At 71.3% G+C, this 15,221-nt stretch carries 13 protein-coding genes and 1 pseudogene; 9 read left to right on the top strand and 5 right to left on the bottom strand.

The annotated features are described in order from the left end of the window. The first annotated feature begins 96 nt into the window (after window positions 1-96). From ACWEOE_RS36820 to ACWEOE_RS36795, 6 genes are all read left to right on the top strand, one after another. Complete coding sequence (locus ACWEOE_RS36820; RefSeq protein WP_452017546.1) at window positions 97-606, top strand: hypothetical protein; 510 nt, start codon at window positions 97-99, stop codon at window positions 604-606. 71 nt (window positions 607-677) lie between these two features. Next, window positions 678-1,478 (top strand): LuxR C-terminal-related transcriptional regulator, encoded by an 801-nt coding sequence (locus ACWEOE_RS36815; protein WP_452017544.1) that lies wholly within the window; start codon window positions 678-680, stop codon window positions 1,476-1,478. Between the two features lie 5 nt (window positions 1,479-1,483). Next, entirely contained in the window at window positions 1,484-2,107 is a 624-nt protein-coding gene (locus ACWEOE_RS36810; RefSeq protein WP_452017542.1) for a TetR family transcriptional regulator, read from the top strand. Window positions 2,108-2,211: 104 nt separating this feature from the next. After that, window positions 2,212-3,423: an acyl-CoA dehydrogenase family protein gene (locus ACWEOE_RS36805; RefSeq protein WP_452017540.1), complete on the top strand. Its 1,212-nt coding sequence runs from the start codon at window positions 2,212-2,214 to the stop codon at window positions 3,421-3,423. Between the two features lie 36 nt (window positions 3,424-3,459). Further along, window positions 3,460-5,391 carry an AMP-binding protein gene (locus ACWEOE_RS36800; protein ID WP_452017538.1) on the top strand — a complete coding sequence of 644 codons (1,932 nt, stop codon included), beginning with the start codon at window positions 3,460-3,462 and terminating at the stop codon, window positions 5,389-5,391. 112 nt (window positions 5,392-5,503) lie between these two features. Continuing rightward, on the top strand, window positions 5,504-5,896 hold the full coding sequence (locus ACWEOE_RS36795; RefSeq protein ID WP_452017582.1) for a hypothetical protein: 393 nt from the start codon (window positions 5,504-5,506) through the stop codon (window positions 5,894-5,896). 270 nt (window positions 5,897-6,166) lie between these two features. Here ACWEOE_RS36795 and ACWEOE_RS36790 read toward each other — a convergent pair whose 3' ends face one another. Next, a complete protein-coding gene (locus ACWEOE_RS36790) occupies window positions 6,167-6,853 on the bottom strand; it encodes a DUF998 domain-containing protein (RefSeq protein ID WP_452017536.1) in 687 nt (228 codons plus the stop codon). Between the two features lie 200 nt (window positions 6,854-7,053). Here ACWEOE_RS36790 and ACWEOE_RS36785 point away from each other — a divergent pair, with 200 nt between their 5' ends. Further along, window positions 7,054-9,504 carry a M14 family zinc carboxypeptidase gene (locus ACWEOE_RS36785; protein WP_452017534.1) on the top strand — a complete coding sequence of 817 codons (2,451 nt, stop codon included), beginning with the start codon at window positions 7,054-7,056 and terminating at the stop codon, window positions 9,502-9,504. 21 nt (window positions 9,505-9,525) lie between these two features. Here the strand turns inward: ACWEOE_RS36785 and ACWEOE_RS36780 are convergent, their stop codons facing one another. Further along, window positions 9,526-10,125 (bottom strand): LysE family translocator, encoded by a 600-nt coding sequence (locus tag ACWEOE_RS36780; protein ID WP_452017532.1) that lies wholly within the window; start codon window positions 10,123-10,125, stop codon window positions 9,526-9,528. 232 nt (window positions 10,126-10,357) lie between these two features. After that, window positions 10,358-11,449 (bottom strand): J domain-containing protein, encoded by a 1,092-nt coding sequence (locus ACWEOE_RS36775; RefSeq protein ID WP_452017530.1) that lies wholly within the window; start codon window positions 11,447-11,449, stop codon window positions 10,358-10,360. A gap of 226 nt (window positions 11,450-11,675) precedes the next feature. Here ACWEOE_RS36775 and ACWEOE_RS36770 point away from each other — a divergent pair, with 226 nt between their 5' ends. Next, on the top strand, window positions 11,676-12,302 hold the full coding sequence (locus ACWEOE_RS36770; RefSeq protein WP_452017528.1) for a TetR/AcrR family transcriptional regulator: 627 nt from the start codon (window positions 11,676-11,678) through the stop codon (window positions 12,300-12,302). On the opposite strand, the gene ACWEOE_RS36765 is transcribed toward ACWEOE_RS36770, so the two are convergent. Together ACWEOE_RS36765 and ACWEOE_RS36760 are read right to left on the bottom strand one after the other, a co-directional pair. Beyond that, window positions 12,250-12,702, bottom strand: coding sequence for an ROK family protein (locus ACWEOE_RS36765; RefSeq protein WP_452017526.1), 453 nt, complete (start codon window positions 12,700-12,702; stop codon window positions 12,250-12,252). The two genes, ACWEOE_RS36770 and ACWEOE_RS36765, sit on opposite strands and share 53 nt — an antisense overlap. Before the next feature lie 181 nt (window positions 12,703-12,883). Continuing rightward, window positions 12,884-13,249, bottom strand: a pseudogene (locus ACWEOE_RS36760) (ROK family protein); the annotation flags it as partial. Between the two features lie 524 nt (window positions 13,250-13,773). Here ACWEOE_RS36760 and ACWEOE_RS36755 point away from each other — a divergent pair. Continuing rightward, on the top strand, window positions 13,774-15,219 hold the full coding sequence (locus tag ACWEOE_RS36755; RefSeq protein ID WP_452017524.1) for an APC family permease: 1,446 nt from the start codon (window positions 13,774-13,776) through the stop codon (window positions 15,217-15,219). Window positions 15,220-15,221: the final 2 nt, after the last annotated feature.

Below are 15,221 nucleotides of genomic sequence, written 5' to 3'. Positions count from 1 at the left end.
CGCTGGTGGCACGCAGAACCGAGTAAAGGGGATTTGGATGGGTGGGCTTCGGGCGTCAGTCCCGGCATAGGAGATTCCTCCAGCTGCTTTCTTCCGATGTCGAAATCCTTGGTGCCGGCCGCCCTCAACACCGACCGCAGGGCCGGCGTTTGGTCAAGCCATCCGCGGGTAGTTGCACCGATGCTGATCGACCCACTGCGTGAGATGCCTTACCGGGAATTCGACTCGATCCACCAGGATCCGTCTGAACCTCTGGGGTACAGCGATCATGGCGCTTTGCTGACGGCCACGAATGTTGCGGTGCTCGAGACCCGGCACCTGGGATGTGCGCTCGGGCGCCAACCCGATTCGCCCCACGCTGGGGGTGATCGTGATGCCCTGTCGCGAGTTGTCGGGCCGGCGTTCGGTGGTGCCGAGGAAGCCGCGGCGGGGATCGGAGAGTCGAGGGCGATGATCAAGCCGCTTGCCCAGTGTCAGACGGGCCACAAGTCGATCGACTTCGTGGCCGGGGAAGAGCGCGCCGAGACCGGTTATCCGCCCGAGCAGTTCAGGTCAGGGCGCCGGTATGGGGCGGTTCCCGCGCCGCGGATTTCTAGGCTTGACTAGAAATTCCAGGATGTCCTGGGTAAAGTGGCCTGGGTCTCGGCTGCTGTCCGTTCGCGGGGAGGGAGGCGCGGATGTCGACGGTGATGCCGCGCGAAGGGCGCGTACGCGTCGGCGGGGTGTTGCGCGCCGTTCGGGCGCTCGGGCCCGTGGACATCGCGTTCGCGGCTTCCGTCGACCGCGCGGCCGGCACGTTCGTGCTCGACCGGTTCGACGGGGCGCGCACCGACCTGCTGCGGGACCTCGTCATCCCGATGGGCGAAGGGGTCGGTGGCCGGTGCATCGCGCTGGAGCGGCCGGTGTTCGTTCGCGACTACATGGCGGCCAAGGGCATCACCCACCGCTTCGACGGCGCGGTCGCCGGGGAGGGGCTGAGCGCGATGTTCGCCGTGCCGGTGAAGACCGACGGTGTGGTGCGCGAAGTCGTCTACGGTGCGGCGCGCACGTCGGTGGTCTTCGGGGAAGGCCTGATCGACCAGGCCGTCGACGTCGTGAACCGCACGCCCGCGCCGGAACCGCCGGAGCCGCCGCGGCGTACGGCCGGTGACATCGCCGCGGAGCTGGCCGAGATCGCGGCAGCCGTGCCCGATCCCGCGGTGCGGCGGCGGCTCACGGAATTGAGCGCGAGCCTGACCGGGCTGTCCGGGTTGTCTCGGAAACCGAGCGACGACGACCTGCCGGTGCGGCTCTCGCCGCGGGAGCTGGACGTGCTCGCGGCCGTGGCGATGGGGCACGCGAACGTGGCCGTCGCCGGGCGGCTCGGGCTTACCGTGCAGACGGTGAAGTCGTATCTGAAGAGCGCGATGGCCAAATTGGACAGTCACACCCGCGGCGAGGCCGTGTACCGCGCGCGCAGCGCCGGCTTGCTACCGTGACCGCGGTGGGGAGCATCCCGGCCGGCGAGGCCGACGAGGCACCGGTGACCCGAGCCGAGCGCAAGCGGGCCGCCCGGGTGGCGCGGATCGAACGGGCCGCCGCGCGCGTGTTCGCCCGCCACGGCTACGAAGGCGCCAACTTCGACCTCATCGCCGCCGAGCTCGACCTGCGGGGCGCCAGCCTCTACTACTACGTGACCTCGAAGGAAGAGCTCTTCCTGCGCTGCCTGCGCCAATCCGCGGCCGACGTGTCCGCGCGGCTGCGCGCGATCGCCGACGCCGAACCCGAGCCGCGCGAACGGCTGCGGCGGCTCTTCCGGGAGCAGGTGCTGATCGAGGTGCGCGACTACCCGGAGTACGTGCCGCTGTTCTTCAAGGCCCGCGTGAGCGTGCCCGCGCTGCAGGACGCCGTGCTGACGCTGCGGCGCGAGCACGCGACGCTGTTCGAGGACACGGCCCGCGAGCTCGGCACGGATCCGCGCAAGGCCCGCCTGTGCCTCGAGATCGCCTACGGCACCCTGGCCTACCTGCCCGACTGGTACGACCCGGCCGGTGCCGTCACGCCCGCGGAGCTGGCCGACGAGCTCGCCGAGCTGCTGGTCGCGCCGTTCCTGCCCGCCGCACCCTGACCACCCCCACTCGTGGGTATCCGCGGCGGCCGGTCCGGACCTAGCTTTGGTCCGGATGGCCCAGTCCAGGCTGGGCGGGAGACCGGAAGAACGGGTGATGCCGAATGACCGCGACCGCCACGACCCCAGGTGGCCGGACGGCCGATCACGGCTACGAACTGCCGTGGGCCTTCACTCCCGAGCACCTGCAGTGGCGCGACACCGTGCGGAAGTTCACCGCCGATGTGGTGGCGCCCGAAGCGGCCCGGCGCAGCATGGAGTCGCGGTTCGACGCGGAGCTGGTCGCGGACTCGGGCCGGCTGGGCGTGTTCGGCCTGATGGTGCCCGCCGAGTTCGGCGGCGCCGGCGCGGACCTGCGCACGCTGTGCCTCACGATCGAGGAACTGGCCACAGTGGACTCCTCGCTCGCGGTCACCGTCCACGTGCAGGCGATCTGCGCCGCGCTGCTGGCGCACCTGGCCGCGGACCGGCCCGAGCTGTGCCGGGAGATCCTGCCCTCGGCCGCCACCGGAGAGACGTTCATCTCGATCGGCCTCACCGAACCCTCGGGCGGGTCGGACGCGGGCAACATCGGCACCGTCGCGCGCCAGGACGGCGACGGCTGGGTGATCAACGGCGCCAAGCAGTTCATCACCAACTCGGGCACCCCGTTCTCGCGGTACGTGATCCTGATGGCCGCGGTCGGCGAGAGCGAGCGGGGCCGTCCGCCGGTCTCGGCGTTCCTCGTGCCGCTCGACGCGCCGGGTGTCACCGTCGGCAAGGCCTACCCGAAGCTGGGCTGGCGCTCGTCGGACACGCACCCGCTGTTCTTCGACGACGTCCGCGTGCCGGGCGACGCGCTGCTGTCCGAGCCGGGGCGGGGGTACCGCGACGCGCTCGAGTTCCTCACCTGGGCGCGGCTGCCGATCGCCGCGATGAGCGCGGGGCTGGCCCGCGGCTGCCTCACCGACACGTTGCGCTTCGTCTCGCAGCGCACGTCGTTCGGCAAACCGCTGGGCAACCACCAGGCCGTGGCCTTCCAGACCGCCGACATCGCGGCGCTGGCGGCCACCGCTCGCACCCTGACCTACGACGGTGCCTGGAAGTACGATCACGGCCTGCCGATCAGGGAAGCCGCCGCCACGGCGAAGCTGGTCGCGTCGGAAGCCGCGAACAAGGCCGCCTACCTGGCGACCCAGCTGCAGGGAGGCTACGGCTTCATCGAAGAGACGGCCGCGACCCGCCACCACCAGGACGCCCGCATCCTGACCATCGGCGAAGGCACGTCCGAAGTGCAGCGGATGCTGATCGCGCGTTCACTGGGGCTGGCCGTCTGAGCAGTTCACCGATCGAACACACAAGGGAGTGTGGCCGTGGCCGACAGTGTGGATCAGCTGATTTCCGTTCCGTTGCAGGAACTTCCGGAACGTTGGCGCTCCGCGAGCCGGGCCGCGGAGATCGCCGAGGCGCGGGCGCGCCACGACCGCGACCCCGACGAGTACTGGGCGTGGGTCGCGGGCCGGCAGCGGTGGATGCGGCCGTGGGACGAGGTGCGCAGCGGTGAGCTGCCGGAGTTCCGCTACTTCACGGGCGGGCTGCTCAACGTCGCCGACAACTGCGTCGACCGCTGGGCCGAGGACCCGGCGACGGCCGACCGGGCCGCCGTGGTGTGGGAGGGCGAGCCGGGCGACACGCGCACGGTGACGTACGCCGAGCTGGCGCGCGAGACGTCGTCGCTGGCCGCCGGGCTGCTGGAGCTGGGTGTCGGCAAGGGCGATGTGGTCGCGATCTACCTGCCGAACCTCGTCGAGGCGTTCACCGCCATCCACGCGTGCAACCGGATCGGCGCGATCTACACGGTGCTGTTCTCCGGCTTCGGCAAGGACGCGGTGGCCGCGCGGCTCAAGGTGTCCGGCGCCAAGGCCGTGGTGGTCGCCGACGCGTCGTACCGGCGCGGCAAGCTCGTGCCGCTGCTGGAGACGCTGCGCACGGCCCGCCCGGGCCTGCCCGACCTCGGCCACGTGGTGGTGCTCGACCGCACGGGTCGTGACCTGCCGCTCGAAGCCGGCGAGGTGTCGTATGCGGACCTGGTCGCCCGGCACCCCGAGGGCACACCGGCCGTGCCGCTGGAGGCCAACGACCCGGCGTTCCTGATCTTCACCAGCGGCACCGAGTCGACGCCGAAGGGGGTGGTGCACTCGGTCGCCGGGTTCCTGATCGGCACGTGGGCCAACGCCTACTGGCAGGCGGGCCTCGAAGAAGGTGACGTGTACTGGGTGGCCGCCGACGTCGGCTGGCTCACGTTCCCCATCCAGGCCGTGATCGGCGGGCTGGCCTGCGGCACCACGATCGCGTGTTACGAGGGCGCGCTCGACACCCCGACGAAGGAACGGTTCTACGAGTTCTGCGAACGCCACGAGGTCACGCAGGTGCTGGCCGCGCCGACCGTGCTGCGGATGCTGCGCTCGTTCGGCGAGGACCTGTGCGCTGCGCACCCGCTGCCGCACCTCAAGCTGGTCACCGTGCAGGGCGAACCGCTCGACGCCGAGACGTTCACCTGGGGCACCGCGCACCTCGACGTGCCGATCGTGAACGCCTACGGCCAGACCGAGACCGGCTCGACCTGGACCTACCCGGTCACCGGCGTCGACGCGTTGAAGGCAGGCTCCGCAGGGTGCCCCCTGCCGGGCCACCACTGCGAGATCGTGGACGACGACGGTGAGCCGGTTCCCGCCGGTACCAAGGGAAACCTGGTGATCACCCGGCCGTTCCCGACCCTGGCCCGCACGGTGTGGGGTGACCACGAGCGGTACCTGTCGGCGTACTTCAGCCAGTACCCCGGCAAGTACAACACCAAGGACGAGGCCGTCCTCGACGCCGACGGTCACCTCTGGGTGCTCGGCCGCGCCGACGACGTCATCAACGTCGCCGCCCACCGCATCTCGACCATGGAGATCGAAGGCGTGGTGACCGCGCACGAGCGCGTGGCCGAAGCCGCCGTGGTCGGCATCCCGGACCCGACGAAGGGCACCGTGCCGATCGCCTTCGTCACCCTCCTGCCGGGTGCCGACGCCGACGAGGTGTCGAAGGAGCTGATCGGCCGGGTGGGTGACGAGCTCGGCGGCTACGCGCGGCTGGCGAAGGTCTACCCCGTGGCCGCGCTGCCGAAGACCCGCACCGGCAAGACCATGCGCCGGCTGCTGCGCGACGTGCTCGTCGAGGGCGCGCCGCGGGGCGACACGAGTGCGATGGAGGACGTGAGCGCGCTCGACGCGGTGCTGGCGGCGGTGGCCCCGGCCCACTGACCCCGTCCCCCGAAGGCGCGGGCTCGTGAGCTGCCCCCTCACGAGCCCGCGCCGCGGCGGCGCCGCCGACCGATAAGCTGGCACCGTGGCCGAGGGGCGAGAGGTGTCGACCGTGACGATCTGGAACGACGTGATCAGTTTCGTGCGCCTGCGTTACGAGGTGCTCGAGGACCACGACGGCTGGCTGCGCTTCCGCCTGCCCACCGAGGACGGCCGCACCCAGCAGGCCACCGTGCACCTGCTGCCCGACCACGACGGCGTGGCGTGGGCCGAGCTGTCGTCGCCGGTCGGCTGGGCGGACCGCGTGGACCTGCGCCGCCTGCTGGAGCTCGTGGGCGGCGCCGGCGTCGGGGGCGCGGCGATCGTCGACGGCGTGGCGCTGATCAAGCACACCGTGCCGCTGGCGTCGCTCGACATCTCCGACGAGCTCGACCGGCCGCTGCGCACTCTCGTGGCTCGCGCGGACGAGCTCGAACGCGAGCTGGGCCAGGGCGACGAGTTCTGAACCGCTGGTCTCCTGCTCTGGTGAGTAGCCACGAGTTGAACGAGCGCGAAGCGTTCGTCGCCATGTCGCGGTTCCTCGAGCAGTTCGCCAACCGCGCCGGGAACGACCTGCTCACGCTCCTGGGCGACATCCACCTCGAAGCAGACGGCGGGCCGACCGACCCCGCCGCCGGGGAGGACTGGATGAGGTGCGTTCGCTCGGTCGTCGACGGGGCGCAGGACCCGGCCGGCGGGTCGGCGGGACAACGGTCCCGCGGCCTCGCCGACAAGATCACGAGCCACCGGGGGAGTACTGAGCCGGCTGTGGTGCCGGTGCTTTCGCCCGGACGGGTGCCGCCAGTACCGCCAGTGCGACCAGCTCCGTGAGCGCCATCCCGCGTTCGACCAGGCCGAGCGGGATGAGCAGCCACCAGCGCTCGTCGTTCACCGCGGCGACCGCGACGGCGCCGAGGATGATCGCCAGCCAGCCCAGCGACAGCACGGCGAGCAGCCGCGCCGCGAACCGGCGGCGCGGCGAGTGCGGGAACGTGGTGCGCGCGGCGACGAGGATCGCCAACGGCAGGCACACGAACGCCACCACGCTGGCCACCCGGTGCAGCGTGCCGCCCGCCGCGCCACCCGTGGCGGTGGCCCAGTTGGTCTTCGGGAACGCCACGATCACCAGCAACCCGACCGTCCACAGTGCACCGAACACGGCCGAGATCACCGGCAGCCGCCGTTGCAGCCGCAGCACGGCGAGCGTGACGGCGGAGCCCACGGCGACCAGCACCACGGCGAGGTCGAAGACCCACTTGTTGTCCGACAGGCCGTACTCGCTGATCGTGCGGGTGGTCACGCTGATCTCGTCGGTGGGCGGCACGAGCTGAAGGAGCAGGACCAGCGCGGCGCCGACGGCGAACGCGGCGATGCCGGCGATCGACAGGAGAGCGGGGCGGCGGTCCCCGGCGAGGGTGGTCATCGTTCGAGATTAGCCAGGACGGGTATGTGACCGCTGTGAGTGGATGATCCCGTACTTCCGGAGGTTACCCCGGGCGTTTTGCGCCGATATGGTCGTTCGCTGCCGAAGCGTCCCAGCTTCGGCTCGGCCCTGGGAGGTCCGCGAACGTGGGGAATTCACCTCTTTCCATCCGACTCTCATCCAGAAGATCCAGACCGTGGGTGCTGCTGGCCGCGGCCGGCGTCCTGACCGGGACGTTCGTCGCGTTGCCGACGGCGGCCACGGCGGCACAGAACGTGGTGCGTGCCGACCGCGCGGTCACGCGGTCGTGTTTCGCCGCGCTCCAGCCGCCGGGCGCGCCAGGCACCGACCGGCGCGAGGTCGCCTCGACGGTCGACGGCCTGGTCCAGGCCCGGTTGACGCCGGGTGCCGGCACCGAAGGCGACTGGGATCTCGCCGTGTTCGACAAGGCCACCGGGTCGCTCGTCGCGGCCTCGGCGGCGCCACGCAGCCACGAGCTGGCCGAAAGCTTCGTGAAGAAGGGGCAGCAGCTCGTCATCCAGGCCTGCCGCTACGCGGGCAACGCGAAGGAAGCGAAGCTGGGTGTCGATTTCCTCGCGCTGACCCCGCAGGGCACGCCCACGGGATCCGCGGCGCCGGCCCAGCGCGCTGAGCTCGTGCGTGTGCACACGCCTTCGCGCGCGGACAAGAACAAGCTCCTCGGCCTCGGCCTCGATGTCACCGAAAAGGGTGACGCCACGGGCGTCGAGGTCGTGCTCGCCGGCGACGCCGACCGCCGCACGCTCGCGTCGAGCGGCCTGAAGTCGACCGTCGTCGAGGCGGACCTGTCGGCGAAGTCGATCCGCGACGCGAAAACCGACCGCGAGTACGCCGCCAAGACGCCCGCGTCGGTGCTGCCGTCCGGCCGCACGAGCTACCGCCACCTGCACGACTACGAGTACGAGATGAAGGAGCTCGCGCGCAAGAACCCCAAGCTGGTCAAGGCGTTCACGCTGCCGGAGCCCACGTGGGAGGGCCGCGACGTCGTCGGGCTCGAGATTGCCACGGACGTCGCCAACGCGGCCGACGGCAAACCCGTGGACTTCACCATGGGTGTGCACCACGCGCGTGAGTGGCCGGCCGGTGAGACGACGATGGAGTGGGCGTACCAGCTGATCAACGGCTACGCCCACGACACCGCGATCCGCGGGCTCGTCGGCAAGACGCGCAACATCATCGTGCCGATCGTGAACCCCGACGGCTTCTCGATTTCCCGCGAAGCCGAGCCGCGTGGTGATTTCTCGCGATTTGACTACGAGATGAAGCGAAAGAATTGCAACGCCGCCGATTCGCTGCCGCAGTTCGCCACCGGTGTGTGCAAGGCGAACCCGGGTGGCGCGCAGCGCGGCACCGACCCGAACCGCAACTACGCGGGTTTCTGGGGCGGCGGGGGAGCGGGCCTGACCTGGAGCAGCGAGACGTTCCGCGGTTCCGCACCGTTCAGCGAACCGGAGTCGCGCAACGTCCGCGCCATCGTTTCGTCGCGGCAGGTGACGAACCTGATCACCTTCCACACCAACGCGGCGCTGGTGCTGCGTCCGCCGGGTGTCGCCGACGTGCGTCCGCCGCTCGAAGACCCCGTGTACCGGGCGCTCGGTGACAAATTGGCCTCCCACAACGGTTACACGAGCGAACCGAGCTGGGCGCTGTACGACACCACCGGCACCACGGAGGACTGGTCGTACTGGGCCACCGCCGGCTGGGGTTTCACGATCGAGATCGGCGGCACCGGGTTCCACACGCCGTACGAGGTGGGCGTGGTCGCCGAGTACGCGGGCCTGGCCCCGTCGACCGGCGCCGGCAAGGGCGGCAACAGCGGTGCGCTGCTGGAGATGCTGCGCAACACGGCCGACCCGGCCGCGCACTCGACGCTGATCGGCACGGCGCCGAAGGGCTACCAGCTGAAGCTGCACAAGACGTTCCAGACCCCGACGTCACCCGTGCTGCAGCCCGACGGCTCCACCAAGCCGCCCGTGTACGTCACCGACAACCTCGACTCCACCTACACCTCGACCGGTGGGCGCTTCGCGTGGTCGGTGAACCCGTCGACGCGGCCGTACGTCGCGGGCCGCTACGGGCGTGACCCGCAGGGGCCGCCGCAGGCCGGGTACGCCGTGGCGAACCCGGCGGGGGTGCCGCCGATCAACGAGTCGTACCCGGACAACCCGGCGTCGGAGAGCTTCACGTTCCACGTCGACGGGTTGCCGAAGGCCGACAACGGCAAGTTCAGCGTGGACGTGAACTGGGCCAACCCGGACACCGACTGGGACCTGTACGTGTACGACGCCGCGGGCAACCCCGTCACGTCGTCGGCCAACGGCGGCACCACGTCGGAACACGCGGTGCTGTTCGACCCGCCCGCCGGGGACTACCGCGCGGTGCTGGTGAACTACGCCCAGGCCGACCCGGCCCAGGTGGACGACTGGACCGGTGGCGTGTCGTTCGCGTCGCCGGTGCCGCCGACGTACGGACCGAAGGAGGCCTACCAGCTGACCTGCACCAACGCGAAGGGCAAGCTGGCGGGCATCGCCGACGTGTACGTGGACCGCGGTCAGACCGTGGACGTCGGTGAGATCTGCACCAACTCGGCGCGCGCGGCGAAGCGGCGCTGATTTCCGGGGCGCTGGCCTTCGTCACCCGGCGACGGCCAGCGCCACCCCGAGCACCACCGCCCCGACGACCCGGTTGAGCGTGGGCCGGGCGCGGTCGTACCAGCGTTGGGTGGCGGGGGAGGAGAACAGCAGCGCCACGGACAGGTGCCAGGTCGCGGACGCCAGCACGATGACCCCGATCGCCGCGGCTTTTGTCGGGGTGGGCTCCGTGGGCGGCAACGTGGCCGTGAGCACGCTCCCGAAGAACACCGCGGCCTTGGGGTTGGTGACGTTGCTGAAGATGCCCTGCCCGAACGCGCCTTTTCGGTGGGTGGGCGGCGCGCTGTCGGGCGCTCCGGCTTTCCGCCACAGCTTGACGCCGAGCCACGCCAGGTAGAGCCCGCACCCGACCCGCAACGCGGTCGCGAGCCACGGCGTGGCCGCCAGCACCGCCCCGAGCCCGAACACGGCGACCGTGGCCAGCAACCCCCCGGCGACGACCACCCCACCTGCCACGGCGAGCGCCGCCCGCCGCGACCCGGCGGCCGCCGTGTGCGCGATGAGCACGAAATTCGGCCCGGGCGTCACGGCGGCGGGGGCGTAGACGAGCAGCACGGTGCCGAGGGTGGCCGCGGTGTTCACGCTGCCATCTTTCCCGCAGGCTGCGCGAGGCCGATGGCCGGGCGCGGCGGGCAGGTGCGGTGCGGATTGAGGTGACGCGTGGCTGCCGCGTTTCACGTGCTGCGAGGTCACCGTGGCCGCGGCGCAGTTGCCGGTGCTTGCGGCCCAGGTGCGGCACCCGACATCACGCAAGCGTCAGGGCGCACTACCGCGACCACCAGCGCCCCCCGCGGTGCGCCACCGCCCATCGCCGTCAGGCGGCGCGGCCACTGCCGACCACCTGCGCGCGCACCGTGCGCAGCGCATCGTGGTCCACAGTAGACGGTTCCGCCGACAGCCAGCCGCCGATTTCGCGCAGGAACTGTTCCGGCGTCATGGGCGGGGCGGGGTCCGGTGACTCCTCGACGGTGGTGAGGGCGCCGGCGCGGCTGGGGTAGACGATCATGGCCCCGCGAAGGGCGATGCCGGGCAGCAGGTCGCGGTAGGAGTCGAGGCTTTCGGCGAGGCGGGAGCCGCCGCCGCGGAAGGGGCGGCCGTTGCGGAGGAGGCGGCCGTCGTCGTCGGATTCGTAGTGGCCGGGCAGCCATTGTTTGGACTCGATGAGCACGAGTCGCTTGCCGCAGAGCACGGCGTGGTCGACGTCGGCGAAGACGGAGCCCGGCCACGCCAGGCCGTGGAAGATGCGGGCGGCGGGCAGGCGGGTCAGGTAGCGCTCGAGGAGATCGGCCGTGAGGCGTTCGGCCAGTTCGTCGGGCTCCACGCCCGGGCTGCCGAACACCGCGCCGCCACCGAACTCGGCGGCGAACTCGCTGCGGGCGCGGCGCGCGGCCAGGTAACCGCGAGCCAGGCGTTGCACGAGCAGCGCCGTGCCGGCCGTGAGCACCAGCCACACGATCAGCACCGGCGGCGTGAAGGCGACACCCAGCACCAGCGGCGCCAGCACCAGCACCATCCCCGTGACGGCCGCGACCACCGGCGTGTGCCCCGGTCCGCGCCGCCGGCCGTGGCGCACGCGGGGATCCTGCGCGGCGAACTCCCACCACTCGAGCTCGTCCGGCTCGAGGTTCAGCGGCTCGGGCACGAACCCGGGCTCTTCGCTGAAGCGGCGGCGTTTCGGCTTCGCCGGCAGGCGCGTGTGCACGGCCGGAATGCCGGCGTCGTACGCAGCGCGAGCGCGGGAGTCACTCAGCGTGTCGTAGGCTTCGCGCAGCAGCTGGAACGTGCCGACGGTGCCGCCCGCGTCGGGGTGCAACGTCTTGGCCAGCCGGCGGTACGCCGCCTTGATCTCCGTGGGCGACGCCGTCTTCCCCACGCCGAGCACCGCGTAGTAGTCGACTTCGGGCACGTTCGCGTTCCACCTCCGAATGGCTGCCGCGCAACGATATGGGGTCGGTGATCGCGATCGCCAACCGCCTCCGCGGCACGCCGGGGTGAACCCTGTTCATCCCGCCGCCCCGGTGACCACAGTGGACAGTGCGGACCACGGCCTGGCTGCGGCACTGTCGCTCGATCGGGTACCCCGACGCGATCTACGCCGTAGACCGGCGGGTATACGGTGCAGACTCGGCCGAGTGCGCAGACTCAAGACCGCCCGTCGGTCCGAGATCGTCGGCGCGGCACTCGAGCTGGCGGCCGAACGCGGCCTCGGCGCCCTGTCGATGCGCGGCGTCGCAGCCCGGCTCGATCTCACGCCCATGGCGCTGTACGGCTACTTCCGCAGCAAGAACGAGCTGCTCGACGGCATCGCCACCCATTTGCTCACACTCCTGCCCGCCCCCGCCCCGGACCTCGACCCGCTCACCAGGCTGCGCGAGCTCGCCGGGGGAGTGCGCACGCTCGCCCGCACCCACCCCGCCGTGGCCGGCCTGCTGTTCACCCACCCCGCGGCGAGCGAGACGTCCCTCGTCCCCGCGGACCGCGTCTACCAGGCCCTGCTGGACGCCGGCGTGCCCGACACGGAGGTCCCTCGCCTGGAACGCCTGCTGTCCACGTTCGTCCTCGGCTTCGTCCTTTCGGAGGTCGAAGGCCGCTTCGCCGCGTCCACCCGCCTGGCCCGCTCGCGCCGCGTCGAGCTCGGCCCCGCCGACCTGCCCGCCCACCACCGCCTCGGGCCCCTGCCCCACCACGCCGACTGCGACGCCGAGTTCACGAAGGACCTCGAAGACCTGCTGACGCTCGTGAAAGCCGCCGCGAAGTGACGCTGAAGGGCCGGATCACGCGACAGCCGAAGACCGCCCCGGCGATCGGCGTACCCCCGGAGGCAATCCTCAAGCCTCCACCGCGGCACGCCGCGGCTGCCTGGCGTTCGAACACCAGCTCCCGCGCTGTTCCCAGCGCCGTCGTCACCGCGCCCGCCAGCACCGCCTCCGCGCCCAGCCGCCCCGCCACGATCTCCGGCGCGAACGGCGTCGTCGCGGTCAGCGCGCGGCGCATCGGGGCGGCCAGCAGCGCGGCGCTGCTCCCGACCCCGCCGCCGAGCACGATGAGGTCCGGGTCCAGCACGGCCGTCACCGCGGCCACCACGTGGGCCAGGTGCGCGGCTTCCTCCTCGACCACCCGCAGCGCCACCGGATCCCCGTCGGACGCCAGCGCGAACACCTCCCGGGCACTGCGCGCCCCGCCAACCCCAGCGCCCGGGCCCGCGCGACGACCGCGGCGCCGAAGCGACGTCTTCCATCGGCCGGGCCGGTGAGTGCGAGCCCCGCGCGTGCCCGCCGGCCAGGTGCGCGATCTCGCCCGCCGCGCCGGGGGCGCCGCGGAAGAGCTTGCCGCCGACGAGCACGCCCATGCCGGTGCCGACCGTGAGGCACACCAGCACGTCGACGCCCAGTGCCGCGCCCAGTGCGTGTTCGCCGACCGCGCACAGGTTCGCGTCGTTCTCCACCACGAGGTCGGAGCCGGCGGCACACAGGCGTTCGGCCAGCGCATGCAGCAGTCCGGGCCGTTCCCGCCCCGGCAGGTTCGGCGCCCGGTGCACGGTTCCGGCGCGCGCGTCCGGAATGCCCGGCGTGCCGACGACCGTGGCCACGACCTCGCCCGGCGCCAGCCCCGCGAAGGTGACCGCGGACGCCACCGCGGGGCTGGCCGTCCGCACCAGGGCGCTGCCCGAGCGGCACCGGTTCGGCTCGTCCGGCCGCGCGACCACACTGCCCTCGAGATCCGCGACGGCCACGCGAATCGAGCGCCGGCCGATGTCCACGCCGACGATGTGGCCGGCATCGGGCGCCACCCGGTACACGACGGCCGCGCGCCCGGGTCCGGACGGGCTGAGGCCGGTGGCCCGGACCAACCCGCACTGCTCCAGATCGAGCAGCGCCTGTCCCACGGTCGGTTTCGAAAGTCCCGTGTCCGTAGCGATCCCGGGGTCGTGTGGCCTCCCCGCCGGTGCACAACCGGTCGAGCACCAGCCGCTGGTTCAGCTCGCGCATGTTCGCCGGTGTGCCCACCCGCGGCCCCGTCATGTCCCCGCCACCGCTGCGCCGTTTCCACAGCGTTACTGATCCGACCACAAGCAGGCCGACCCACTCGCGGCACGTAACCGTTGCTGCGAAGTCATTCGGCCGTGGTTGTGGTCGGATTGGTAACAATCGGCACAGTGCGAACGCGGCCCTTCCGAGGCCGCAAATCTTATGTTAAGAACCTTTCTTAACTATTGGACGGAGGCACGACGTGAGCTCACCCACCCGTTCGGGGGGTTCCGGGACGGCGGATCTGCCACGGACCGGTCTCGAACGCAAGATCGGGCCGCTGCAGGCGACCGCGATCAACATGACGCAGATGTGCGGGATCGGTCCGTTCGTGACCATCCCGGCGATGGTCGCCACGATGGGCGGCCCGCAGGCGATGTTCGGCTGGATCATCGGTGCGATCATCGCGCTGGCCGACGGCCTCGTGTGGGCCGAGCTCGGTGCGGCGCTGCCCGGCGCGGGCGGCACGTACATCTACCTCCGGGAAGCGTTCCAGTACCGCACCGGCCGGCTGATGCCGTTCCTGTTCGCCTGGAGCGCCGTGCTCTTCATCCCGCTGATCATGTCGACGGGCATCATCGGCCTCGTGCAGTACCTCGGGTACCTGATCCCGGGTGTCGTCGACGACGGGGGCGTGACCCCGCTCGGCAAGATCATCGGCATCGCGATCATCGTGGTGATCGTGCTGGCGCTGTTCCGCCGCATCGGCCAGATCAGCAAGCTCACCACCGTGTTGTTCGTGATCATGCTCTTCGCCGTGCTGACGGTGATCATCGCCGCGTTCTCGCACTTCGACGGCGGCCAGGCGTTCGCCTTCACGCCCGGTGCGTTCGGCTCGGGCGGCGCGTTCTGGGGCGGCCTCGGCGCCGGCCTCGTGATAGCGATCTACGACTACCTCGGCTACAACACCTCCGCTTACCTCGGTGGTGAGGTCCGCACCCCGGGCCGCACGATCCCGCGGTCGATCATCTTCTCGATCCTCGGCATCATGACGCTGTACTTCCTGCTGCAGGTCGGTGTGCTCGGCTCGATCCCGCTGGAGGAGCTGAAGAACGCGACGTCGGTCGCCTCCACCGTGCTGGAGCAGGCGTGGGGCACGGTCACCGCCAAGATCATCACCGTCTTCATCGTGATCGCCGCCATCGGCTCGGTGTTCGCGGGCCTGCTCGGCGGCTCGCGCGTGCCGTTCGAGGCCGCGCGCGACAAGGTGTTCCTGCCGGTGTTCGCCAAACTGCACCCGAAGCTCAACCTGCCGACCGCCGGCGTGCTGACGATGGGCGTGATCACCGCCATCGGCTCGCTGTTCACCCTCACCGACGTGATCAACGCGGCCGTGACCGTGCTCGTGATCATCCAGTCGCTCGCGCAGGTCGCGGCGATCTGGGTGCTGCGCCGCCGCCAGCCCACGCTGAAGCGGCCGTACCGCCAGTTCCTCTACCCGATCCCGACGATCATCGCGCTCGCCGGCTGGGTGTACATCTACATCTCCGCCACCACGCTCTCGATCGTCCTGTCGGTGGCGTGGATCGTGCTCGGCGTCGTCGCCTTCCTGATCTACGCGGCGGCGGAGAAGACGTGGCCGTTCGGGCCGAAGGAGATCCGCGAGGAGTTCGTCCTCGCGCAGCAGCAGTCGACCGAAGGGGCTTGAGG

The organism is Amycolatopsis sp. NPDC004368 (genome assembly GCF_053602515.1).
This window is presented reverse-complemented; position numbering and strand designations above follow the sequence as displayed.

What these genes read in the sequence shown, in the direction of transcription:
- ACWEOE_RS36820 (WP_452017546.1), top strand. Translation starts at nt 97, where the DNA reads ATGTCGAAATCCTTGGTGCCGGCCGCCCTCAACACCGACCGCAGGGCC.
- ACWEOE_RS36815 (WP_452017544.1), top strand. Translation starts at nt 678, where the DNA reads ATGTCGACGGTGATGCCGCGCGAAGGGCGCGTACGCGTCGGCGGGGTG.
- ACWEOE_RS36805 (WP_452017540.1), top strand. Translation starts at nt 2,212, where the DNA reads ATGACCGCGACCGCCACGACCCCAGGTGGCCGGACGGCCGATCACGGC.
- ACWEOE_RS36790 (WP_452017536.1), bottom strand. Translation starts at nt 6,853, where the DNA reads ATGACCACCCTCGCCGGGGACCGCCGCCCCGCTCTCCTGTCGATCGCC.